Below are 22,509 nucleotides of genomic sequence, written 5' to 3'. Positions count from 1 at the left end.
GTTTTGGAGGCGACACCGGTGGGCAGCGCGCCACGGATCGCACTGGACGCGATGGGTGGCGATGTCGGCCCGGCGGTGATGGTGGCCGGCGCCGCTCGCGCTCATCAGCGCCGCGGCGACCTCCAATTTCTGCTGTTCGGTGACGAGGGCGCGATTCGCGCCGAACTCGACAGACATCCGACTCTCGCCGGCGCCTCCCGGATCGTCCATTGCGACGATGTGATCGCGCCCGAGGAAAAGCCGACCCAGGCCATCCGCCGCGCCAAGACCAGCTCCATGGGGCGTGCCGTCCATGCCGTGAAGGCGGGCGAGGCGGACGCCGCCATCTCGGGCGGCAATACCGGCGCGTTGATGGCGATGTCCAAGCTGGCGCTGCGCACCATGAAGGGCATCGACCGACCGGCGCTCGCGGCGCTGCTGCCGACGCTTGGCGACAATGACCTCGTCATGCTCGATCTCGGCGCCAACACCGAGTGCGACACCCAGAATCTCGTTCAGTTCGCCGTCATGGGCGCGGCCTATTCTCGCGTCGTGCTCGATCTTGAAAAACCGCGCGTTCGCCTGCTCAACATCGGCACCGAGGAGCTGAAGGGCACGGACGAGCTGAAGACCGCCGCCGCCATCCTGCGCGACGCCGACTATCTCGGCATGCGCTTCGACGGCTTCACCGAGGGCGACAAGATTTCGCGCGGCGATGTCGACGTGATCGTGACCGACGGCTTTTCCGGCAATATCGCCCTCAAGACCGCGGAAGGCACCGCCCGCTTCGTCACCGACCTTTTGAAGCGCGCCTTCACCAGCTCGGCCCGGTCGAAGATCGGCTTCCTGATCTCGCGCCCGGCGACCGAGCTCCTCAAGCACCATCTCGATCCGAACAACCATAATGGCGCCGTCTTCCTCGGCCTCAATGCGCCGGTGGTGAAGAGCCACGGCAACGCCAACGAGAAGGGCGTCGCCAATGCCATCCGCGTCGCGGCCCGCATGGTACGCGAGGACCTGACCCGCAAGATCACCGAGGATCTCGCCAATATCGCCGCGCATGGCGACGCGCAGGCCGCAGCGAAATGACGCGGCGCTCCGTCATCGTCGGCACCGGCTCCGCGCTGCCGCCGCGTCGCGTCACCAATGTCGAGCTCGCCGAACGGGTGGACACCACCCATGAATGGATCGTCGAGCGTACCGGCATCGAGGCGCGCCACATCGCGAGCGACGGCGAAACCACCGCGACCCTCGCCACCGAGGCTGCGCGCAAGGCGCTGCAAGCTGCCGGCGTGAGCGCCGACAGCATCGGCCTCATCGTGCTGGCGACCGCGACGCCCGACCAGACCTTTCCGGCCAGCGCGACCCGGGTCCAGACGGCGCTCGGCATCGACGACTGCATCGCCTTTGACGTGGCGGCGGTCTGCACCGGCTTTCTCTACGCCCTGTCCGTCGCCGACAATATGGTGAAGGGCGGCATGGCCGATTACGCCCTGGTGATCGGCTCGGAAACGTTCAGCCGCATTCTCGATTGGGAGGATCGCACCACCTGCGTCCTCTTTGGCGACGGCGCCGGTGCGCTGGTGCTGAAGGCAGAGGAAACCGAGGACCGCGGCATCCTCGCCACCCGCCTCCACGCCGACGGTCGTCACAACGATCTTCTCTATGTCGACGGCGGCGTCTCGACCACCGGCACCGTCGGCAAGCTCCGCATGAAGGGCCGCGAGGTCTTCCGCCATGCCGTGGTGAACCTCGCCGACGTTCTGAATGAAGTGCTGGAGGCGGCCGGCCACCAGGCTGAGGAGGTCGACTGGGTCGTGCCGCACCAGGCCAACAAGCGGATCCTCGATGCGACGGCGAAGAAGCTCGGCCTGGCGCCCGAGAAGGTCATCGTCACCGTCGACCAGCATGCCAACACGTCCGCCGCGTCGGTTCCGCTCGCCCTGGACGTCGCGGTTCGCGACGGGCGCATCGGCAGGGGCGATCTTGTCGTCCTGGAGGCGATGGGCGGCGGCTTCACCTGGGGGGCTGCGGTTGTCCGCTATTGACGCCGCCTCGCCGCAATGCTCGATTGCACTTGGATTCCAGCTATACTAGTGGTTTCCATTCATGCGCGGGGAGGAATACCCATGGCCGATGCAGGGACGTTGAGGATGCCCATGGCAGGAACGCTGACCAGGGCCGATCTGGCCGATGTCGTCCACCAGGAAATCGGCCTGTCCCGCGCCGAATCCGCCAACATCGTCGAGCGCGTGCTGCACCATATGTGCCATGCGCTGGCCGAAGGCGAGAATGTGAAGATTTCCGGTTTCGGCAGCTTCATCCTGCGCGACAAGGGCGAGCGGATCGGCCGCAATCCCAAGACCGGAGTCGAGGTGCCGATCGCGCCGCGGCGGGTGCTCACCTTCCGCGCCAGCCAGATCATGCGCGAGCGGATCGCAAACGGCCGCTGATCCCTTGGCGGACGGGCCTGTAAAGAGCGAAAACGCCTTCCGCACCATCGGCGAGCTCGCGAGCGACCTCGGCGTCCCGCAGCATATCCTCCGCTATTGGGAGACTCGCTTTCCCCAGCTTCGACCCCTGCAGCGCGCCGGTAATCGCCGCTATTATCGTCCGGAGGATGTGGCGCTTGCGAAGCGGATCCATCGCCTCCTCAACCAGGATGGCTACACCATCCGCGGCGTGCAGCAGCTTTTGAAGAACGGCTCCCGGGGCGAAGAAGAACGGTCGGCACCCGCCGCCGCAGCCAGCCAATCCTCTGCCTTCCCCGTCGAAGAGCTGCGCGCCCTCCGTTCCATGCTGGCCGACGCGCTGGAGCAGGCCCGCTAGCCAGCGGCTTCAGTGCGTATCCTCGTCCGGACCCAAGGTGGGATCGAGGTCGCGCGGGCGGATGAAGCGGACGATGTTGCCCATGCCTTTTCGAACCTGGCGCCAGTGCTGAACCGGAATCCTGATCTCGGCGACGGTAGCGGTCGGGTATTTGACCGCCACCTCGTCTCTTAGCTCGCCCCCGTCGGCCAGCAGCAGGGCCAATTGCTCGAGCCCGGGATTATGGCCAACCAGCAGGAGCCGCTCCGTCTCATCGTCGATCTCATGGATGAGGTCGAGCAGGGCGGCGGGGGAAGCGAGATAGATGCGGCGGTCATATTGTGGGTGAAGCGGCGAGCCATAGCCTTCGGTCACATCGTCGAGGGTCTCGATTACCCGAACGGCGGGAGAAGCAATGACGCGGTCAAAGCGCAGTTCCCGGTTCTTCATCTCGCGCCCGATGGTACGAGCGGCGCGGCGACCCCGCTTGTTCAATGGACGATCGAAGTCGGCAGCGACCGGATCATTCCAACTGGACTTGGCGTGGCGCAGCAGCGTCAGCGTCTTCATGCAAATCCTTCGGGAACCGTAACGTCCTGCGCCTGATGCCCTAAAGCAGATGCGGTTGAAAGGCCGCTCCGTACACGCTCGATGGCTTCAGCGAGATGAACGCGGCTGACCGGCACGCCCGCGGGGAAGGCATTCAGCAGACGCGAGGGCGTCGCCGCGGAGAGCAGGACGAATATCCCCTTGTCGTCACGCCGCCGGATTAGCCGACCGAACGCCTGCGCGAGCCGGGCCCGCACGACACGGTCGTCATAGGCCGAGCCGCCGCCGGCCGCTTTCCGGGCTGCGTGCAGCACCGTCGGCCGCGGCCAGGGCACGCCTTCCATCACCACCAGGCGGAGCGAATGGCCGGGAACGTCGACTCCGTCGCGAAGCGCATCGGTGCCGAGCAGCGAGGCGCGGGGCTCATCGCGGAAGATGTCGACGAGCGTGCCGGTATCGATCGGATCGACATGCTGAGCATAGAGCGGCAGGCCGGCGCGGGCGAGCCGGTCGGCGATGCGGGCATGCACCGCCTTCAGCCGCTGGATGGCGGTGAAGAGGCCCAAGGTGCCGCCGCCCGCCGCCTCGATGAGCCGGGCATAGGCGCCGGCAAGGCTGGCGAGGTCGCCGCGCCTCAAATCGGTGACGATCAGCACTTCGCTGTTCGCCGCATAATCGAACGGGCTGTCGGCGCTGAAATGGCGCGCCGGCGAATCGAGGTGGCAGGCGCCCGTGCGCGCATCCGCGGCCTCCCAGCCTTCGGCGCCCCGCAGGGTGGCGGAGGTGACAATGACGCCGTGCGCGGGCTTCAGCACCGTCTCCGCCAGCGGCCGGGTGGGATCGAGCCAGCGGCGGTGAATCCCGATATCATATTCGCGGCCATCGACCCGCTCGACGGTCAGCCAGTCGACGAAATCAGGATCGGCCGGCCCCCCGATGCGGGCGGCGAGCGCTATCCAGGCGGACAGCGACTGGATGCGCCAGCCAAGGCCGCCGATCGCCCCTTCGATCCGCGCTCGCGCCTGGGCGTCGAGCCAATCCGGCGCGTCCTCCAGCACCGCTTCCAATCGCTTGCCGAGCGCGACCAGCGGGCGCAGCAGCAGCTCCAGCGCTTCGACGGCGGGCGCCGCCGCTCCGACGATGGCGCCGTCGAGCTCGGCCATCTCGGTCTCGATGCCGTAGCCGGCATCCTGGGCCGAGGCGCGCGCGTAGACGGTGCCGCGCACGGCGGCGAGCAGCTTCTCGATCGGCCCGAACGGCATTCCCTCGCCGATCCGCTGGAGCCAGCCGTCGCCCGTCAGCAGCCCGGCCGCCTGCACCGCCGCCTCGAGGGCCATCGCACCCGCTTCATCGTAGGAGGCGACGTCCATCAATCGGGCGGAAAGGCCGCGCCGCCGCCCACGCGACTTGCCTTCGGGGCCGATGATCCAGCGGCGGAGCTCGATCGTTTCCTGCCCCGTCAGAGCGGCGGCGAAGGTCGAATCGGCGGCGTCGAACAGGTGGTGGCCCTCGTCGAACACGATCCGGGTCGCGGCATTGCCTGCCTCCCGGCCGCGCACCGCGTTCACCATGACGAGCGCGTGATTGGCGATGACGAGGTCGGCATTCTGGCTGGCCCGCGCCGAGCGTTCGATGAAGCACTTCCGGTAATGCGGGCAGCCGGCATAGACGCATTCGCCGCGCCGGTCGGTGAGTGCGGTCGAGCCGGCGCGCCGGAACAGGCTGGTGAGCCAGCCCGGCAGGTCGCCGCCGACCATGTCGCCGTCCTTCGTATAGGCCGCCCAGCGCGCGATGAGCTGCGCCAGGATCGCGGCGCGCCCGGAAAAGCCGCCCTGAAGCGCGTCCTCCAGGTTGAGCAGGCAGAGATAATTCTCGCGCCCCTTGCGGACGACGACCTTCGCCTTGCGCTCCCGGGGGTCGGGAAAGAGGCGGACGCTTTCGCGATCGAGCTGACGCTGCAACGCCTTGGTGTAGGTGGACACCCATACCGCGCCGCCCGCCTTTTCCGCCCAGAGCGAGGCGGGAGCGAGATAGCCGAGCGTCTTGCCGATTCCGGTCCCCGCTTCGGCGAGCAGCAGATGGGGCTCGCCCTCGCGTGTCCGCGGCGCGAAGGCAGACGTGGCGGTCGCCGCGTAATCGCGCTGGCCTTGGCGCGGTTCGGCGTCCCGACCAGTAAGAGACGCCAGTCGCTCGACCGATTCGTCTTCCGAAACGCTGGCGGGACGCGGCTGGGGCCGCGGCGCGCCTTCCTCCCATTCGGGAAGCTTGGAGAAGAGCCAGCGCTCGTCCCTTTCGGGCCGCTTCAGCTGCGCCGTCACCGCCGGCGCCCAGGACCAGCGCAGGCGATGGAGCGACTGCGCCGATGCCCAGGCGCCCTCACGCTCCGGCCAGTCCGCCGCCTCCATCCGCTCCAGCAGCGCTTCGGCCGCCCGCCTCAGGAAAAGCGCCGCCTCCGCATCGTCCCTGGGCGGCGCCAGCCCCAGCGCGTGGGCCAGCCCCTTGGGCGTGGGGACGGCGAACCGCGCCGGGAAGACGAAGGCGAACAGCTCCAGAAGATCGAGCCCCGACAGCTCCGGATAGCCGAGTCGCTGGCCGATGAGGGGCGCGTTCAGCATGATTATCGGCGTCTCGGCGGCGCGAGCGATCGCCTCGCCCCGGCCCAGGGCGCGCACCTCGCCTCCCGCCGAAGCCACCCAGATGCCGCCATGGGTTGCGTGGAGCGCGGGATAAGGCAAAGAGACCGCCATCCGCCTCATCTGGTCCAGGCGGAACGAAAGGGCAACCTGTGACTGTACTTCAAGAGCTTCGCCCAGAAGAACTTAGGAGGGCCGCTTTGGTCTCCAAGGCCTGGCCCTATGAGGAAGCCCGCAAGCTCCTGAAACGCTATCCGAACGGACCGGAGAAGGGCGCGATCGTGTTCGAGACGGGCTACGGTCCCTCGGGCCTGCCCCATCTCGGTACCTTCCAGGAGGTGGCGCGGACCTTGATGGTGCGTCATGCCCTGTCCGAGATGGTCGATTGGCCGTCGCGTCTCATCGCTTTCTCCGACGACATGGACGGGATGCGCAAGGTGCCGCCGGGCGTGCCGCACCAGGACATGATGCACGACCATCTCGACCAGCCCTTGAGCCGCGTGCCGGATCCGTTCGGCTGCGGCCACCAGAGCTACGCCGACCACAACAATCAGCTCCTCCAGAAATTCCTGGACGAGTTCGGCTTCGACTATGAGTTCATGGCCTCGTCCGACTGCTACGGCTCCGGCCGGTTCGACGAGGCGCTGAGGTCGGTCCTGCGCCACTATGACGACATCATGGGGGTGATGCTGCCGACTCTTCGCGAGGAGCGGCGGCAGACTTACTCGCCGGTCCTGCCGATCAGCCCGGCCAGCGGCAAGGTGCTTCAGGTCCCGGTCGAGGTGGTGGATGCCGAGAGCGGCACCATCCGCTACACCGACCCCGCGAGCGGCGAGCAAGTGGAACAGTCGATCCTCTCCGGCGGCGCCAAGCTGCAATGGAAGGTCGACTGGGCGATGCGCTGGGTCGCCCTCGGCGTCGATTACGAGATGGCGGGCAAGGACCTGATCGATTCGGTCACCCAAAGCTCCAAGATCGCCCGCGTCCTCGGCGCCCGCCCGCCCGAGGGCTTCAACTACGAGCTGTTCTTGGACGAGAATGGCGAGAAGATCTCCAAGACCAAGGGCAATGGCGTCACCATCGACGAATGGCTGACCTATGCGCCGCAGGAGAGCCTCGCTTTCTACATCTATCGCGAGCCCAGGAAGGCGAAACAGCTGAGCTTCGGGATCATCCCCAAGGCGGTCGACGAATATCAGCAGTTCCTCGCCGCCTATCCGGAACAGCCGTGGGACAAGAGGCTCGGCAACCCGGTTCACCATGTCCATGCCGGCGATGTGCCGCCGGCCCGGATGCCGCTCACCTTCGCGCTTCTGCTCAACCTCGTCGGCGTGGCGCTGACGGAGGACAAGGCCCTGCTCTGGGCCTTCGTGAAGCGCTACGCGCCCGACACCTCGCCCGAGACGCATCCGGAGCTGGACGCCCTCATCGGCTACGCCGCCGTTTACTTCCGCGATTTCGTCAAGGATTCGCTCCACCGCCGCGCGCCCGACGAGCGGGAGACGGCCGCGCTTCGCGCCCTCGATGCCAGGCTCGCCGCGCTGCCGGCCGACGCCGATGCCGAGACGATCCAGACCGAAGTCTATGAGGTCGGCAAGACCGGCGGGTTCGAAAATCTGCGCGATTGGTTCAAGGGGCTCTATGAGACACTGCTCGGCACCAGTCAGGGCCCGCGCATGGGCAGCTTCATCGCGCTCTACGGTATCGGCAACAGCCGGCGCCTCATCGCTGAGGCTTTGGAGCAACAGTAACCGGCATTTCGTTGCGGCCTGGCAACCAGTCGGTGAACCGCGCGTTGGGAGGCGCGGTCCACCCCTTTCGGACTGGTGTCTGATGCATACGCATCACATCGGCCGCGTCGCCCACTCCCCCCGGTGCGACGCGGCCTCGGGGCCTATTTCCCGTTCGCGGCGCGGGCCCGGTCGATGCTCTCGATGAGGATTCGGCGCGCGTCCTCGCGGCCGCCCCAGGTGCCGACGCGCACCCACTTTTCCGGCTCCAGATCCTTATAGTGGGTGAAGAAATGCTCGATCTGCTGCTTGACGATCGCCGGCAGGTCGTCGGCTTCCGAGACATCCTGATAATAAGGAAAGGTCGTGTCGACGGGCACGGTCAGCAGCTTTTCGTCGCCGCCGGCCTCGTCCTCCAGCCACAGCACCGCGATCGGACGGACGCGCACCACCGAGCCCGGGATGAAGGGCGAGCGCGCCACGACCATCGCATCGAGGGGGTCGCCGTCCTCGGACAAGGTGTGCGGAATGAAGCCGTAGTTGGTTGGATAGCGCATCGGCGTGTGGAGGATGCGGTCCACCCACATGGCGCCCGACTTCTTGTCGAACTCATATTTGACCGGCTCGCCGCCGACCGGGACTTCGATGATGACGTTGATGCTGTCGGGCGGATTGTCGCCCACGGGAATCAGATCGATGTTCATGATGGGGCGGGCCTATAGACCTGACATCCGCCGCGGCGAAGGCTTAATCTTCGCAGGTGCAACAAATTCCCAACTCCCCCTCGTCACCGGAATGACGGTGGGGCCGCTTCCCACGCGGGTCAAAAATGCTAAGGGCGCAAAATGAGCAAGGGCCCGCAAAGGATCAGAGGCACCCAGGACATCTGGGGCGAGGACGCCGACCGTTTCGGACAAGTGATCGACACGTTCGACCGCGTGCGCCGCCTCTACGGCTTCCAGCGGATAGAAGTCCCGGTGTTCGAGGCGACCGAGGTGTTCGCCCGATCGATCGGAGAGACCACCGACATCGTCTCGAAGGAGATGTACACCTTTCCGGATCGCGGCGGGGATTCGCTGACGCTGCGTCCCGAATTCACCGCCGGCATCTGCCGTGCCTATCTCTCGGAAGGATGGCAGCAGCACATCCCGATGAAGGTCGCGACCCACGGCCCGGTCTTCCGCTACGAGCGCCCCCAGAAGGGCCGCTTCCGCCAGTTCCACCAACTGGACGCCGAGATCATCGGCTCGGACTCGCCGCTCGCCGACGTCGAGCTTCTCGCCTTCGCCGATCAGATCCTCAACGAGCTCGGCATCGCCGAGGGCGTAACCCTGCAGCTCAACACGCTGGGCGACGCCGAGACTCGCGATGCCTGGCGCCAGGCGCTGGTCGAGCATTTCGAAGGGCACCGCGGCGATTTGTCGGAGGACAGCCTCGCCCGCCTCGACAAGAACCCGCTGCGCATCCTCGACAGCAAGGACCCGAAGGACCGCCCGATCGCCGATGCCGCGCCCGCCATCGACGAGTTCCTCACGGCGGAAGCAGCGGACTTCTTCGGGCGCGTGACCGTAGGGCTGGACGCGGCCGGCATTGCCTGGACGCGCAACCCGCGCCTGGTGCGCGGCCTCGACTATTACCGCCACACCGCCTTCGAGTTCGTCACCGACCGCCTCGGCGCGCAAGGCACGGTGCTGGCGGGCGGCCGTTATGACGGCCTCATCGAAGCGCTCGGCGGACCGCATACGCCCGCGGTCGGCTGGGCGGCGGGAATCGAGCGACTGGCGATGCTGCTCGACAAGCCCCCGGCCTCCGCCCTCGATGTCGCGCTGGTGCCCTTGGGTGAGAAGGCCGAAGGCGCAGCGACTGGAATACTCGCCGATCTGCGCCGTGCCGGAATCGCCGCCGATATGGCGTATCGAGGCAATATGAAGAAGCGCATGGCCAAAGCCGACGCGAGCGGCGCGGGCTATGCCGTCATCATCGGCGACGACGAGCTGGAGCGTGGTGAGGCCGGCGTGAAGGACCTCAAGACCGGCGAGCAGAAAAGCGTCGCGCTGTCCGATATTGCCGGAGCGGTACGCCCTCGATGACCCGCATTTCCGCCGAGCGGATCGCCGCCATCGAGGCGCGCAGGGACGAGCTTCAGAACGCCATGTCGGCGCCCGACCTTGCGCCGGAGCAGTTCGTCCGCCTGTCCAAGGATTATGCCGAGATCGAGCCGGCGGCGGCGGCGGCCGGCGAGGTGCGGCGGCTGCGCGACGAGCTGGAGGCGCTTACCGGGCTGGCGGACGATCCCGAGATGCGGGAGCTGGCGGCCGAGGAAGCCGAGACGATCCGCAAGCGTCTTCCCGAGGCCGAGCGGGAATTGGCGCTCAAGCTGCTGCCGCGCGATGCCGCGGACGAGCGACCGGCCATGCTCGAAATCCGCGCCGGCACCGGCGGCGACGAGGCGGCGCTCTTCGCGGGCGATCTCTTCCGCATGTATCAGCGTTTCGCCGAGGAGCAGGGCTGGCGGGTCGAGCTGATCTCGGCGAACCCGGCCGATGTCGGCGGCTACAAGGAAGTCGTCGCTTCCGTCACCGGTCAGGGCGTGTTCGCCAAGCTGAAGTTCGAAAGCGGCGTCCACCGCGTCCAGCGCGTGCCGGTGACGGAGAGCGGCGGGCGAATCCATACGTCGGCGGCGACGGTGGCGGTGCTGCCGGAGGCCGAGGAGGTCGACGTCCAGATCGACGACAAGGATCTGCGCATCGACGTCTATCGCTCCTCGGGGCCCGGCGGGCAGTCGGTCAACACGACCGACAGCGCGGTCCGCATCACCCATCTTCCCACCGGCATGATCGTCATCCAGCAGGACGAGAAGTCGCAGCACAAGAACAAGGCCAAGGCGCTCAAGGTGCTGCGCACGCGGCTCTACGAAATGGAGCGCGAGCGGCTGGCGAACGAGCGGGCGGGAGCGAGGAAATCGATGGTCGGTTCCGGCGACCGGTCCGAGCGCATCCGCACCTATAATTTCCCGCAGGGCCGGGTGACCGACCACCGCATCAACCTCACCCTCCACCGCCTGCCCGAGATCCTCCAGGGCCAGATGGACGAACTGGTCGGCGCCCTTATCGCCGAAGACGAAGCGGCGCGGCTGGCGAGCCTCGATGAGCCGGGCGCCTGAGGAACGCGATCACAAGTCTCGTTCGTCCCGAGCGAAGTCGAGGGGCGCTGGCACGGACTCATCACATACGCCCCTCGACTACGCTCGGGACGAACGGATGTCGGTGAGTTGCAGAGAGGCCCTCAGCGCCGCGACGCGCCGCCTGATGGATATTTCAGACACGCCCCGCCTCGACGCCGAGCTGCTGATGGCGAAAGCTCTGGGGGTGGAGCGGGAAGCCCTGCTCCTTTCCAGGCTCGATGACCCGGCGCCGGAAAGCTTCGAAACGCTCGTCCGCCGGCGCGAGGCGGGGGAGCCGGTTGCCTATATCACCGGTCGCCGCGCCTTCTGGACGATCGAGCTGGAGGTGGCGCCGGGCGTGCTCGTCCCTCGCCCCGACAGCGAAACGCTGATCGAGGCCGCGGTCGAGCGGTTCGGCAAGACGGGGCCGCGGAACGTGCTCGATCTCGGCACCGGGCCGGGCACGTTGCTGCTCGCCGCGCTGGCCGAGTGGCCGCAGGCGCGAGGCCTCGGGATAGACCGGTCGGAGGCAGCGCTGGCGATCGCGCGGCGCAATGCCGGCCGGCTCGGACTCGCCGATCGGACCCGGTTCGAAATCGGCGACTGGGGCGAAGGCGTGGAGGAGCGGTTCGACCTCATCCTCTGCAATCCGCCTTATGTCGAAAGTACCGCCGACCTCCCGCGCGACGTGTCGGAATGGGAGCCGCCCGAGGCTCTGTTCGCGGGGCCCGACGGGCTCGACGATTATCGGCGGCTGGCGCCCCAGCTGGGGCGGCTGCTCGCTCCTCATGGATTCGCCTGCATCGAGATCGGCGCCACTCAGGCTGAAACGGTGTCCGCGCTGTTCGAGGCGGAAGGGCTCGGTGCGTCCCTCCGCCGCGATCTCGCCGGCCGCCCTCGCTGCCTTGTCATCGAAGCTTGATATATTTGATACGCTTTCCCCCTTGGATTTTGTCCCGTGGCTAGTTACATAGGCGGCAGGGACGGGGCCTAGTACAGCATTGGATGCTTGAGGCTTTCCGTCGCCGACCCCCGATTGCTCTGGCGTCTTCGGACGGTCTTGGCGTGAGGAGGCGGGAGCCGCGTGCGGCCGCCTGCCGTGGGAGTCGCGCAAAGGGACGGCCGGGAGTGGCCCGGCCAATGGAGTGGCTGATACGACCACTATTTGACGAGGAATAGCATTGATCAACAATCGTCAGGGCGGCCGCAGGCGCGGTCGCGGCGGCGGGTCCCGCTCGCCGAACACGCCCAATGCGGGCAATCGCCAGGACAATCGCTCGCGCGGCAATGCCGCCCAGCTTCATGAGAAATACAAGGCGATGGCGCGCGACGCGCAGCTCGCCGGCGATCGTGTGCAGACCGAATATTATCTGCAGTTCGCGGACCATTATTTCCGGGTCTTGAACGAAAGCCGCGCGCGCTTCGAAGAGCAGCGCCGGCAGCGCGAGGACGACGGCGCCGACGAGGACGAGGATCAGGACGAAGTCCAGACCGCGTCCGGCGGTGACGATAGCGAGGAGCGCGAGGAGCGCGGCGATCGCCCGGCCCGCGGGAATCAGCAGCGCAATGATGGCGGCGAGGAACGTCCCCGCCGGCAGCGCGCGCGCCGCAGCCGCGAAGATCGCGAGCAGGAGCAGGGCGAGGGAGACAGCGACGAGCGCATCTCCGCCGACATCCTGCCGCCCTCCATCGCCTCGATCGAAGGCGGCGAGGCCAAGGCCCCGCGCCGGCGCACGCGCCGTCAGCGCGACGAGGGCGACGAGGAAATGGCACCTGCGGCCTGAGGCCTGCCCAACAGCATCACCAGAGGGGGCGGCGGTCTTTGACGACCGTCGCCCTTTTTCTTGCCGGCCGCTCTCGCCGTAACAATAATGTCACGCGACAGTCGTGTGCCTGTCACCAACATCGCTTAGCGCCGTCATCAACCGGAACGCCGCCCTTCGCGGCATCGAACAAGAGACGGGGTATTTGAGATGAAGACCAAGAGTTTGACGGCCGTGCTGCTGGCGGCGAGCGCGCTTTCCACGGCTGCGCCAGCCTTCGCCCAGACCAAGGAAGAGGCGCTGGCGGCCGAGATCGCCGCGATGCGCGCCAAGATCGACAGCCTCGAGGCCGAGATGACGGCCTTGAAGGAGGAAAAGCCCGAAGAGAAATCGGGCACAACGATCAGTTGGAAGGGCGCGCCCCTCATCGAGGACAAGGCGAGCGGCTGGTCGTTCAAGCCCCGCGGCCGCCTGCAATATGATGTCGGCCATGTCGGCAGCCCGGAAGGGATCGACGACCGCGGCCTTGGCTTCTCCAACGAGCTCCGCCGCGCCCGCCTCGGCGTCGAGGGCACCATCCCCGGCGGCTTCGACTATAAGTTCGAGATGGACTTCGCCGAGGGCGACGTCGAGATCACCGACGCCACGCTGGGCTATGATGCGGGGGCCGGCGTCGGCTTCACCATCGGCCAGCACAACAGTTTCCAGTCGCTCGAGGAACTGACCAGCTCGCGCTTCACTTCCTTCATGGAGCGCGCCGCCTTCACCGACGCCTTCAACTTCGAGCGTCGCGTCGGGCTGTCGGCGGCCTATGAGAATGGCCCCTTCATCGCCCAGGCCGGCGTCTTCACCGATAACATCCACGATCTCGACGACGAAAATAATTCGCTCGGCGCCGACGCCCGCCTCGTCTTCGCCCCGAAAATGGGCGAGACGCAGCTCCATTTCGGCGGCTCCGCCCACTATCGCGACAATAACGACCTGGCCGAGCGGGGCGACACGACCCGCTATCGCCAGCGTCCGATGATCCACAGCAGCGACACCCGCTTCCTGGCGACGCCGGAACTGATCGTGGACAAGGAAACGAGCTACGGCCTCGAGGCGGCGCTGATCCACGGGCCGCTGCACGCCGCGGGCGAGGTGCACTGGCTGGAGGCCGACACGCTGGGCTCGGTCGCCAAGCCGACCTTTTTCGGCGGCTATGCCGAGGTCGGCTATTATCTCACCGGCGAGACCCGCGGCTACAAGGGCGGCAAGTTCGACCGGACCAAGGTGCTGAACCCGCTCAGCGACGGCGGCATAGGCGCCTTTCAGGTGAACCTGCGCTACGACCATCTCGATCTCATCGACGACGGCATCGTCGGCGGAAAGCAGCAGGGCTATCAGGCCTCGCTGATCTGGATCCCGGAGGATCATGTCCGCTTCCTGCTGAACTATGGCCGGATGAACTACGACAATGCCGCCATCCCGGCCCTCAACGGCGACCGCGATTACAGCGTCGACGTATTCGGTGCCCGCGCCCAGATCGATTTCTAGGCCGCGGTTCTCCGACGGAAGCCGGGCAACGGACTACCGAAACTGTATCTGAAGAAGCCCGGTTGACAGCAATGTAACAACGTAACAAGCTCCTCCCGACCTTTCGGGGGGAGCTTGTGATGCGTTCTTTGCTGTTTGTTTCCAGCCTGTTGGCGGCGCCTGCCCTGGCCCAGAATGCGCAGGGCGACGTCTCCGTCACCATCTACAACGACAACCTCGCTTTGGTGCAGGACACGCGCCAGATGGCGATTCCCTCCGGCCGGTCGCGGCAGGAATTTCCGAACGTCTCGGGCCAGATCAGCCCTGAGACGGTGACCCTGAATGCGCCCGACGTCGCCATCGTCGAGCAGAATTTCGATTTCGACCTTCTGTCCCCGGCGAAGCTGATGGAAAAAGCCGTGGGCGAGATGATCACCCTCGTCCGCACCAATCCCGCCACCGGCGCCGAGGAACGGGAGCGGGCGCGGGTGCTCGCGGTGAATGGCGGCGTCGTCCTCCAGATCGGCGAGCGAATCGAGGTGCTGCGGGACGACGGTCTTCCGATCCGCGTGATCTTCGACGAAGTGCCGGAGAGTCTCCGCGCCCGTCCGACCTTGTCGGTCACGCTGGAAAGTTCGCGCGCTGGAGCGCGGCCAGTGACCCTGAGCTACTTGACGCCAGGCATGAGCTGGAAGGCCGATTACGTCACCCTTTTCGACGAGGCGGCCGGGACGATCGACGTCCAGGGCTGGGTGACGCTGACCAACACCACCGGCACGACGTTCGAAAATGCCGACACCTTGCTGATTGCCGGCCAGGTGCAGCAGGAGCAGGGGCCTCGCTACGGGCGGGGCTATCGTCCGCCGCCTCCACCTCCGCCGCCGCCGGGCAATCGGCCCGGCGTGGAGACGGCCGGGCGCGAAAGTCTCGGCGACTTCTATCTCTATCCGCTGCCGGAACGGACGACGATCGCCAACCAGCAGACCAAGCAGGTGAGCTTCCTCGACGTGACCGGCGCCGCCGCGCGCCGGGCCTATGTCTATCGCAACGGCTGGCTGCAGACCCGCGATCAGGCGGAAAGCGCCGACACGGTTCTCCAATTCTCCAGTTCCCGCAACGCCGGTCTCGGCGACGCGCTGCCGGCCGGAACGGTGCGCGTCTATATGAAGGATGCGCGCGGACAGGCGCAGTTCGTCGGTGAGAACAGCATCGGCCACACGCCGATGGGGTCGGACATCGCCATCCGCACCGGCGCCGCGTTCGACGTGAAGGTGCAGCCTGTGCTCGTCGAGCGGCGGGAAATGCCCGGGCGTCGCTGGCAAACAACTATGCGCTACACGCTCACCAATGCGAGCCCAACGCCGGTCACAGTCGACCTGATCCAGGCGGGTCTCTGGGGCGACACTCGAATCGTCGAGGAAAGCCAGGAGAGCAACCGCCGCTCGGCCGACGAGACGCTTTGGCGCGTGGCCGTCCCCGCCAATGGCGAGGCCAGCGTCACCGCCACGTTCGACACGCGATTCTAGGATATGGCCTCACTCCGGGATTCCGTTCGTCCCGAGCGTAGTCGAGGGGCGTCCGCACCAAAGGGCGCGCCTCGACTTCGCTCGGCACGAACCGGGTTGGGGGCGATGTTGCTGATGCTGACGCCAGCAGCGGCTGCCCAGTCCATCGCGACGTCGCCCGGTCCGAGCGATGTCTCCCTCACCGTCTATCGTGCGCCGCACCGAAGCCCCGGCGACGAGATGAATCTGCGCTGGCTGAACGGCTATGCGCTGATCAGCGAAACCCGCACCGTCTCCATCCCCGCCGGCGAGAGCGAGATCCGTTTCGAAGGCGTCGCCGGCGGCATCATACCGGAAAGCGCGATCGTCACCGGCTTTCCGGACGGCGTGATCGAGAAGAACCAGGATGCCCATCTGCTCTCGCCGGCGAGCCTGCTCGATGCATCGCTCGGCCGCCGCGTCCATCTTCGTCGCACGTCCGGCGTCACGGGCGAGGTCACCGAAACCGAGGCGGTGATCCGATCGGGCGCGGACGGGGCGGTGGTGCTGGAAACGCCCGCCGGCTTCGAGGCCTTGCGCTGCACGGGCCTCAACGAGACGCTGATCTACGATCGCGTCCCCGCGGGTTTGTCGGCCAAGCCGACGCTCTCGGTCCGCGTCCGCTCCGCCGCGCCGGTGACGCAAACCGTCACCCTCTCCTATCTCGCCACCGGCTTCGACTGGCAGGCCAATTATGTCGCCGAGCTGTCGGCCGATGGTGAGATGGACCTGTTCGCCTGGCTTACCTTGGCGAATGGCGATGAGACGGGATTTGCCGAAGCGGACACCTACGCCGTCGCCGGGACCCCCAACCGGGAGGGGGTGGCCACCATTGCCCCGCCGCGCGAGCCGATCAGCCTCCGCTGCTGGCCGGCCGGCACGACGACGTCGGACCTCAGCCTTCCTCCTCCTCCGCCGTCTGCCCCGCCTCCGCCTCCTCCCGCCCCGATCGGGATGGCCGTGGCCGAGAGCATAATCGTGACCGGAGCGCGTGCCCCCGTCGCCATGATGGCCGAGCAGGAGGCGCTTGGAGAGCTCAAGCTCTACCGCATCCCCGAGCCCGTCACCGTCGCAGCCAACAGCCAGAAGCAGGTGGCGCTGCTCCAGCGCAGCGACGTTCCCATCGAAATAATCTACCGAAGGCGGGTCGGGAGCGAAGGGCAGGGCGGCGCTACGCCCGTCGTCACGGCTCGAAACAGCGAAAGGGGAGGGCTCGGCTTGCCGCTCCCTTCTGGAGAGGTCGCCTTCTTCCAGGCGCATGAAGGGCGCCGGGTCCTGATCGGACAGGGGCGCTCGCGCGATCTGGCCGTTGGCGAGGCGGTGGAAGTCGAGCTCGGCGAATCGATCGACGTCCAGACTCGTGTCGAAAGGCTTGAGGAATTCGCGGACGGCGGCGGCGATTATCGCCTGACCGTCACCAACGCGAAGAACCGGCCGGTCCCGTTCGAGGCCGAGCTTTTCACGCAAGGGCAGCGTCTCGGCTGGTCGGATGCCCGTCTGGCGGACCGGAACGGGCGCCCGCTCTGGCGTGTGACGGTCCCGGCGAACGGCAGTGCGATCCTCCGCTACCGCCTCGAGCCGCAAGATCGATAGCGGTGCGTTAACCCAGCCTTATGCCGGGCTTGCTAGTCCGCTCCTTAGGGGCAGCGGACAGGCATTTGAATGAGATTTCCGCTCAAGGAGCTGCTGATCATCCTCTATTTGGCGGCCGGCTACGCCGCCATCGGGGAGCGGATCGCCTCGCTCGGCGTCTCTGCCGGCCTCGTTCTTTATGCGGGGCTGTTCGGCCTGATGACGCTGAGCCTCCTGCTCGCCGCCTATGTTCAAGGCACTCCGCTCCGCCTCGCTTATGCGCTGATCCTTGCCGCCTCGTCGCTGTTCCTCGATTCGACCGAGCGGATCATGGGCGAGCACCTCACCTATGACGCCTTCATCAATCTCCTGAACTCGATCGGATTCGCTGGCGATGCGCTCGACCAGCATGGCGGCTCGATCCTCTGGTCGGTGCCACCGGCCCTGCTGCTGTTCGCCGGCGTGGCGCTGAAGCCGCGCTGGCGGCCGCCGCTGCCCCGCCTTGCCTTCGCGGCGGCGCCGGTGGCCGCCGTGACGCTGCTGTCCGTCATCCTCTTCGTGCGCGGCGGCGAAGGCGCGCGCGGCCTTCCAACCGCCTTCGCGCCGCTCAGCTATTCCAGCCTCAACATCTACGAGAATCTTACGGGCGAGATGGGGTCGCGGCAGGCCGTAAGTCTCGAGCCTTCTCAGTTGGAGGCGCCGCGCGACATCATCCTCATCATCGATGAAAGCGTCGGTGCCAATTATCTCGACATCGGCAATCCGCGCGGCGTCCGCTCGGGCCTGGCCGAACGCCGCCCGGGCATCGACATCCACAATTACGGCTATGCCGCAGCGATCACCAATTGCAGCGTCGGCACCAACGTTACGCTCCGTTACGGCGGAACGCGGGCGGATTATCAGCGCATTAACGCGACCCTGCCGTCGATCTGGGAGTATGCGCGCGAGGCCGGCTTTCGCACCGTCTATATCGACGCGCAGCGCACCGGCGGCGAACTCCAGAATCTGATGGACGAGGAGGAGCGGCGCTCCATCGATTCCTTCGTCCAGTTCGGCGACGTCGCGGTGGTGGACCGCGACATGGCGGCGGCCGACGCGCTGGCGGCGCTAACCCGCAACCGCCATGCCGATTTCGTCATCGTCAACAAGGTCGGCGCGCACTTCCCGATCCATGACAAATATCCTGACGGCTTCCTGCGACACCGCCCGACCCTACCGCGCGGGCGGCACGAAAATGTCGCCGACACCGGCAGCCGCGCTGGTTTTGGCGGCACGGCCGAGGACTGGCGGCGCTACCGCAACGCCTATCGCAACACTCTGCTGTGGAACGTCGGCGCCTTCTTCGACCGGCTGTTCGGCGCAGCCGACCTGTCGAACGCGACGCTCGTCTATACGTCGGACCACGGCCAGGACCTGCACGAGCGCGGCAATGCCGGCCTCGACACCCATTGCGGCGCGAGGCCTGTGCCGGAGGAAGGGTTGGTGCCGCTCGTCGTCATCGAGGGCGCGGCCCTGGAGACGCTCGACTGGCAGGCGAACTTTGCCGCCAACCGGAACCATGTCAGCCACTACCAGATCTTCCCGACCCTGCTGGCGCTGATGGGTTACAAGCCGGCCGACGTCGCGGCGATCTATGGCGAATCGCTGATCCCGCGCTCGGACGATCCGTTCACGTTCAACATTCTCTTCAATGCGCGGCTGGGGCGGGAGCCGGTCTGGCAGCCGATCGACCTCGGCCGAATCGCGCTGCCGCCGGCCGGCGATTCACGCAGCTTCGCCAGGAACGCCAGTCTCAATCCTTCGGCAGCGGCTTTGGCCGGTGATTCTCATCGAGCGCGACGAAGGTGAAGAGCGCCTCCGTCACCTTCACCTCCCGCTCGCCGCGGTCGCGCGTGGCGAGCACCTCGATGCGGATGCCCATCGACGTGCGGCCCTCCCGCTCGATCTCCGCATAGACGGAAATGACGTCGTGGAGGAGGATCGGCGCGATGAACTCCATCGCCTCGATCGCCACCGTCGCGACCGGCCCATCCGCCCGGTTGGAGGCGACGATGCCGGCGGCGATGTCCATCTGGGAGAGGACCCAGCCGCCGAAGATATGGCCGTTGGCGTTGATGTCGCCGGGCCGGGGCACGACGCGCAGGATCGGTTCACGCTTATCGTTGGTCATCAAACTCTTCTTTTCCGGAGGCCGCATCATCGCGGGTCCCCATCGAAGTGTTACTTCGATGGGCGCCCTCATCGTGGCTGGAGGCATTGCCGAGGAAGACGAGGCCCATCAAGGCCGTGCCGAGCAGGACGGTCAGGCCGACGCCGGCGACGGTGGCGATCATCATGTGGAAGGGCACCGGCCGCCCTTCGCTCTTCAAATAGATGAGCGCAAGCAGCACGGCGACCACGGCGGCGATCGCCATCCACGACGTCAACCGCTTGTAGCGTGCCCAGGCGAGAGCGGCCCGGTCGAGCTTCGGCGATATGGTGTCGTGCCGGGGCATGGCTTCCCTTTGGCCGCCGCCCATGTGATCATCAAGGCCTGATTCGGCGAGTCAAAGGAGGCCGGGCCATGACAGTCGCAGCGATTCTCGGAAGCAAGGGCGCCACCGTCTACAGCATCGAGTGCGACCGCACCGTCCGCGAGGCCGTCGACATGCTGGCCGAATATCGGATCGGCGCGCTCCCCGTGCTGCGCGGCGGCAAGGTCGCCGGGGTCTTTTCCGAGCGCGACGTCATCTACTGCCTCAAAAGCGATGGCGCCGCCGTGCTCGACTGGCCGGTGGAGCGGGTCATGACCGCCCCCGCGATCACGGTCACCACCGATGTCACGGTCCTGACGGCGCTGTCGCAGATCACGCGGCGCCGGATTCGCCATCTGCCGGTGGTGGAGGGCGATCGGCTGATCGGCATCGTCTCGATCGGCGACCTCGTCAAATATCGGATGGATCGATTCGAGAACGAGGCCGAGGCGATGCGCAACTATATCCAGAGCGTTTAGGCAGTAGCCGCTGCCGGGCTCCGGCTCCGAATCATTCCGATGAGTTCCAGCACCAGCGGCCGGGCGAAGGCGAGGAGCAGCCCGGCATAGACGGCGACCCCGGTGAAGACGAGCAGGGCGAGACGCGGCTGCGGCGGCATTGGCGGCAGCAGCGAATCGAGCGACAGGATCAAGGCGGCCATTGCCGTCGAGGCGAGGAGGCCCGGCTTCACCGCCCGCGCGACAGCGCCGAGGTCCAGCGAGATCGCCGCCCTCGAAAGCATCGCCGTCACCGCCGTCAGCAGGATCATGCCGACCAGCCAGCCATAGGCGAGGCCGAGGATTCCGAATCGGACCCCGATCAGGAAGGCCAGCGGCAGGAGCACAGCGCCGGCCGCGCCGGTCCGAATCGCGATTCGTGCCTGCCCGGTCGCGTTGGTCGCGGGCGCGAACAGGATCTGCAGCGTCAGGAAGGGCATGGCGAGGGCGAGAATCGGGACGATGGCGATCGTCTCGACCCATTTCGGGCCGAGCATGGTGAGGACGAGCGGCTCCGCCGTGACCGCGAGGCCAAGGTAGAAGGGCAGCGCGATCAGCATGATCAGCCGCGTCGCGCGCACGAAGGCGAGCGCCATCCGCCCGCGATCCGCCTGGATCCGCGAATAGGCGGCGAAGGCGACCTCGTTGAGCGGCGGCACGAACTTCGCGGCCAGAATCTGGGTCAGGAAAAGGGCGGTCGTGTAGAGGCCGAGCTCGTGGGTGCCGAGCCGACGCCCGGCGATGAAGACGTCCGCCTGGCTTTGCAGGAACCAGAAGAACTGGACCAGGACCAGGGCGCCGCCATAGCCGAGCATTCCGCCGGCATCGGCGAATCGGAAACTCGGCCAGACCAGCCAGCGCGTCATCAAGGTGAGGCCGATGGCGCGGCTCCAGAAGAGGACGATCGGCGCCGCCACCAGCGACCAGACTCCGAATCCCCAAAGGGCGCAGCCGAGCGCGGTCGCCGCGGCGAGAAAGGCGGAGACCAGGTTGACCTTGGCCTGCCGCCTGAAGTCGATCTCGCGGCTGAGGAGCGCGCTCGGCAGCGCGATGAAGGGCGTCGCCGCGTAGAGCAAAGCCTGAACGCGCAGCATGTCGACCAGCGCCGGCTGCCGGAAATAGGCGGCCACCAACGGCGCGGTCAGCAGCTGCACGAGCGCGAGCGCCCCGTTCAGCAGCAGCAGCATTCCGAACGCCTGGGCGATTCGGCGCCCGTCGATCGATTCGCTCTGCACCAGCGCGCTGGCGAATCCATGGCCATTCATGAGATTGAGGAAGACCAGCACGACCTGGCTCATCGCGAACAGGCCGTAATCGGACGGCTCGAGCAGGCGGATGACGAGGAAGGTCGAGGCCCAGGCGACGATCTGCGCGACGACCTGGCTGCCGGACCTCCAAAGGACCGCCCCCCGCACCCGCTCTTCCAGGCCAGGCCCCTGATCTTCCTCGGATTTCCGATCTGTCGTCACTGCGTTCCTGGCTCGATAGTGCGCGCTCGCCGCCCTGCTACATCAGCCGGGTTAATTCGCGCTTTCGCGGCCGGGGCTGCGGTGAAATTCACATATCCGTCAAAAAAGCCGGTTGACGGATCGGAACGACCCGACCATATGGCCGCTCACCGACGGGGCGCCGCGGTTCACACCAACGCCCCTGACGGTAGAAACCTTCTAAAAAAGCTTTCGGATGAAGCACTTGAAGGACGGCTTGCCGCTCCCTACATAGCTTCTTCGGCCCGTTAAAACGGCCTCCTCGAAAGCTTCGAAAGAAAGTTTCGAAAACAGCTGTTGACTGGCGGAAATCTCCTCCATATATGGCTGTTCACCGGCGGGACACGGCCTTCTGGCCCGGCCCGTTCGCGTCTCACCAATCGGTAATCCGGTGCCCCGGTAAAATGGGGAAGGTAAGGCGTCGGCTCTTTGACATTGTCGGTTTAGATGAAGGGACATGTGGGCGGCGGCCCCGGTCGGCGACAACCTCTGGGTGTCGCAGGATCGGATAAAGCTAAGCCGTTCCAATGTCCTCTTACATATCCACAGTAATATGTATTTGTGCAGGAACGGCTCCCAGAGATGCCGGCTTCTGCTTCGTGTTTTCCCACGGAGTGGTTGTCGTACATTAACTTGAGAGTTTGATTCTGGCTCAGAACGAACGCTGGCGGCATGCCTAACACATGCAAGTCGAACGAACCCTTTGGGGTTAGTGGCGCACGGGTGCGTAACACGTGGGAATCTGCCCTTAGGTTC

The 22,509-nt window shown here is 66.5% G+C and carries 20 protein-coding genes and 1 rRNA gene (1 of these 21 running past the window's edge); 15 read left to right on the top strand and 6 right to left on the bottom strand.

The genetic code is table 11. The features are described from left to right. Positions 1-18: 18 nt before the first annotated feature. From plsX to DF286_RS04910, 4 genes are all read left to right on the top strand, one after another. On the top strand, positions 19-1,068 hold the full coding sequence (gene plsX, locus DF286_RS04925) for a phosphate acyltransferase PlsX (RefSeq protein ID WP_109270416.1): 1,050 nt from the start codon (positions 19-21) through the stop codon (positions 1,066-1,068). Continuing rightward, complete coding sequence (locus DF286_RS04920) at positions 1,065-2,027, top strand: beta-ketoacyl-ACP synthase III (protein WP_109270415.1); 963 nt, start codon at positions 1,065-1,067, stop codon at positions 2,025-2,027. The genes plsX and DF286_RS04920 overlap by 4 nt, the downstream gene beginning before the upstream one ends. Before the next feature lie 105 nt (positions 2,028-2,132). Continuing rightward, positions 2,133-2,432, top strand: a complete 300-nt coding sequence (locus DF286_RS04915; RefSeq protein WP_109270414.1) for an integration host factor subunit alpha — start codon at positions 2,133-2,135, stop codon at positions 2,430-2,432. 4 nt (positions 2,433-2,436) lie between these two features. Then, positions 2,437-2,808, top strand: coding sequence for a MerR family transcriptional regulator (locus DF286_RS04910; protein WP_109270413.1), 372 nt, complete (start codon positions 2,437-2,439; stop codon positions 2,806-2,808). 9 nt (positions 2,809-2,817) lie between these two features. Here the strand turns inward: DF286_RS04910 and DF286_RS04905 are convergent, their stop codons facing one another. Together DF286_RS04905 and DF286_RS04900 are read right to left on the bottom strand one after the other, a co-directional pair. After that, the gene (locus DF286_RS04905) at positions 2,818-3,357 is read right to left on the bottom strand and encodes a SixA phosphatase family protein (protein ID WP_109270412.1); all 540 of its coding nucleotides are present in this window, start codon (positions 3,355-3,357) and stop codon (positions 2,818-2,820) included. Beyond that, entirely contained in the window at positions 3,354-6,083 is a 2,730-nt protein-coding gene (locus DF286_RS04900) for an ATP-dependent DNA helicase (RefSeq protein WP_109270411.1), read from the bottom strand. The genes DF286_RS04905 and DF286_RS04900 overlap by 4 nt, the downstream gene beginning before the upstream one ends. A gap of 38 nt (positions 6,084-6,121) precedes the next feature. On the opposite strand from DF286_RS04900, the gene DF286_RS04895 reads away from it, so the two are divergent. After that, positions 6,122-7,720 carry a lysine--tRNA ligase gene (locus DF286_RS04895; RefSeq protein WP_109270410.1) on the top strand — a complete coding sequence of 533 codons (1,599 nt, stop codon included), beginning with the start codon at positions 6,122-6,124 and terminating at the stop codon, positions 7,718-7,720. Positions 7,721-7,863: 143 nt separating this feature from the next. Here DF286_RS04895 and ppa read toward each other — a convergent pair whose 3' ends face one another. Next, on the bottom strand, positions 7,864-8,403 hold the full coding sequence (gene ppa / locus DF286_RS04890; RefSeq protein WP_109270409.1) for an inorganic diphosphatase: 540 nt from the start codon (positions 8,401-8,403) through the stop codon (positions 7,864-7,866). A gap of 141 nt (positions 8,404-8,544) precedes the next feature. Here ppa and hisS point away from each other — a divergent pair, with 141 nt between their 5' ends. The 8 genes from hisS (at position 8,545) to DF286_RS04850 (ending at position 19,104) form a co-directional block, all read left to right on the top strand. Beyond that, positions 8,545-9,789 (top strand): histidine--tRNA ligase, encoded by a 1,245-nt coding sequence (gene hisS / locus DF286_RS04885; RefSeq protein WP_109270408.1) that lies wholly within the window; start codon positions 8,545-8,547, stop codon positions 9,787-9,789. Next, complete coding sequence (prfA, locus tag DF286_RS04880; RefSeq protein WP_109270407.1) at positions 9,786-10,862, top strand: peptide chain release factor 1; 1,077 nt, start codon at positions 9,786-9,788, stop codon at positions 10,860-10,862. The genes hisS and prfA overlap by 4 nt, the downstream gene beginning before the upstream one ends. Before the next feature lie 97 nt (positions 10,863-10,959). Then, positions 10,960-11,784, top strand: coding sequence for a peptide chain release factor N(5)-glutamine methyltransferase (gene prmC, locus DF286_RS04875; RefSeq protein ID WP_109270406.1), 825 nt, complete (start codon positions 10,960-10,962; stop codon positions 11,782-11,784). 259 nt (positions 11,785-12,043) lie between these two features. Next, positions 12,044-12,646, top strand: a complete 603-nt coding sequence (locus DF286_RS04870) for a DUF4167 domain-containing protein (RefSeq protein ID WP_109270405.1) — start codon at positions 12,044-12,046, stop codon at positions 12,644-12,646. Between the two features lie 189 nt (positions 12,647-12,835). Further along, positions 12,836-14,161, top strand: coding sequence for an OprO/OprP family phosphate-selective porin (locus DF286_RS04865; protein ID WP_109270404.1), 1,326 nt, complete (start codon positions 12,836-12,838; stop codon positions 14,159-14,161). Positions 14,162-14,280: 119 nt separating this feature from the next. Continuing rightward, positions 14,281-15,666 (top strand): DUF4139 domain-containing protein, encoded by a 1,386-nt coding sequence (locus DF286_RS04860; RefSeq protein WP_109270403.1) that lies wholly within the window; start codon positions 14,281-14,283, stop codon positions 15,664-15,666. 114 nt (positions 15,667-15,780) lie between these two features. After that, positions 15,781-17,277, top strand: a complete 1,497-nt coding sequence (locus DF286_RS04855) for a DUF4139 domain-containing protein (protein WP_146193565.1) — start codon at positions 15,781-15,783, stop codon at positions 17,275-17,277. A gap of 69 nt (positions 17,278-17,346) precedes the next feature. After that, positions 17,347-19,104, top strand: a complete 1,758-nt coding sequence (locus tag DF286_RS04850) for a sulfatase-like hydrolase/transferase (RefSeq protein WP_109270401.1) — start codon at positions 17,347-17,349, stop codon at positions 19,102-19,104. Here DF286_RS04850 and DF286_RS04845 read toward each other — a convergent pair. Together DF286_RS04845 and DF286_RS04840 are read right to left on the bottom strand one after the other, a co-directional pair. Continuing rightward, the gene (locus DF286_RS04845; protein ID WP_109270400.1) at positions 19,049-19,426 is read right to left on the bottom strand and encodes an acyl-CoA thioesterase; all 378 of its coding nucleotides are present in this window, start codon (positions 19,424-19,426) and stop codon (positions 19,049-19,051) included. The two genes, DF286_RS04850 and DF286_RS04845, sit on opposite strands and share 56 nt — an antisense overlap. Continuing rightward, positions 19,413-19,751, bottom strand: coding sequence for a hypothetical protein (locus DF286_RS04840; protein WP_207790005.1), 339 nt, complete (start codon positions 19,749-19,751; stop codon positions 19,413-19,415). Before DF286_RS04840 ends, DF286_RS04845 begins: the two co-directional genes overlap by 14 nt. A gap of 68 nt (positions 19,752-19,819) precedes the next feature. Here DF286_RS04840 and DF286_RS04835 point away from each other — a divergent pair, with 68 nt between their 5' ends. Next, on the top strand, positions 19,820-20,248 hold the full coding sequence (locus DF286_RS04835) for a CBS domain-containing protein (RefSeq protein WP_109270399.1): 429 nt from the start codon (positions 19,820-19,822) through the stop codon (positions 20,246-20,248). Here DF286_RS04835 and DF286_RS04830 read toward each other — a convergent pair. Then, positions 20,245-21,735 (bottom strand): lipopolysaccharide biosynthesis protein, encoded by a 1,491-nt coding sequence (locus tag DF286_RS04830; RefSeq protein ID WP_243444720.1) that lies wholly within the window; start codon positions 21,733-21,735, stop codon positions 20,245-20,247. The two genes, DF286_RS04835 and DF286_RS04830, sit on opposite strands and share 4 nt — an antisense overlap. A 647-nt stretch (positions 21,736-22,382) precedes the next feature. On the opposite strand from DF286_RS04830, the gene DF286_RS04825 reads away from it, so the two are divergent. Further along, positions 22,383-22,509: ribosomal RNA gene (locus tag DF286_RS04825) — 16S ribosomal RNA — on the top strand; it runs 1,362 nt beyond the window's last position.

Origin of the sequence: Sphingosinicella humi (assembly GCF_003129465.1) — a bacterium.
GTDB classification, from domain to species: domain Bacteria; phylum Pseudomonadota; class Alphaproteobacteria; order Sphingomonadales; family Sphingomonadaceae; genus Allosphingosinicella; species Allosphingosinicella humi.
The sequence above is the reverse complement of the archived record's forward strand: the minus strand, read 5'-3'. Positions and strand labels throughout refer to the sequence as shown.

Bases quoted from the DNA above. Each gene is read 5' to 3' on its own strand.
- prmC (WP_109270406.1), top strand. From the start codon at position 10,960: ATGTCGGTGAGTTGCAGAGAGGCCCTCAGCGCCGCGACGCGCCGCCTG.
- DF286_RS04900 (WP_109270411.1), bottom strand. From the start codon at position 6,083: ATGGCGGTCTCTTTGCCTTATCCCGCGCTCCACGCAACCCATGGCGGC.
- hisS (WP_109270408.1), top strand. From the start codon at position 8,545: ATGAGCAAGGGCCCGCAAAGGATCAGAGGCACCCAGGACATCTGGGGC.
- DF286_RS04850 (WP_109270401.1), top strand. From the start codon at position 17,347: ATGAGATTTCCGCTCAAGGAGCTGCTGATCATCCTCTATTTGGCGGCC.
- DF286_RS04905 (WP_109270412.1), bottom strand. From the start codon at position 3,357: ATGAAGACGCTGACGCTGCTGCGCCACGCCAAGTCCAGTTGGAATGAT.
- DF286_RS04865 (WP_109270404.1), top strand. From the start codon at position 12,836: ATGAAGACCAAGAGTTTGACGGCCGTGCTGCTGGCGGCGAGCGCGCTT.
- ppa (WP_109270409.1), bottom strand. From the start codon at position 8,403: ATGAACATCGATCTGATTCCCGTGGGCGACAATCCGCCCGACAGCATC.
- DF286_RS04835 (WP_109270399.1), top strand. From the start codon at position 19,820: ATGACAGTCGCAGCGATTCTCGGAAGCAAGGGCGCCACCGTCTACAGC.
- DF286_RS04855 (WP_146193565.1), top strand. From the start codon at position 15,781: ATGCTGACGCCAGCAGCGGCTGCCCAGTCCATCGCGACGTCGCCCGGT.
- DF286_RS04845 (WP_109270400.1), bottom strand. From the start codon at position 19,426: ATGACCAACGATAAGCGTGAACCGATCCTGCGCGTCGTGCCCCGGCCC.
- DF286_RS04915 (WP_109270414.1), top strand. From the start codon at position 2,133: ATGCCCATGGCAGGAACGCTGACCAGGGCCGATCTGGCCGATGTCGTC.
- prfA (WP_109270407.1), top strand. From the start codon at position 9,786: ATGACCCGCATTTCCGCCGAGCGGATCGCCGCCATCGAGGCGCGCAGG.
- DF286_RS04860 (WP_109270403.1), top strand. From the start codon at position 14,281: ATGCGTTCTTTGCTGTTTGTTTCCAGCCTGTTGGCGGCGCCTGCCCTG.
- DF286_RS04920 (WP_109270415.1), top strand. From the start codon at position 1,065: ATGACGCGGCGCTCCGTCATCGTCGGCACCGGCTCCGCGCTGCCGCCG.
- DF286_RS04840 (WP_207790005.1), bottom strand. From the start codon at position 19,751: ATGCCCCGGCACGACACCATATCGCCGAAGCTCGACCGGGCCGCTCTC.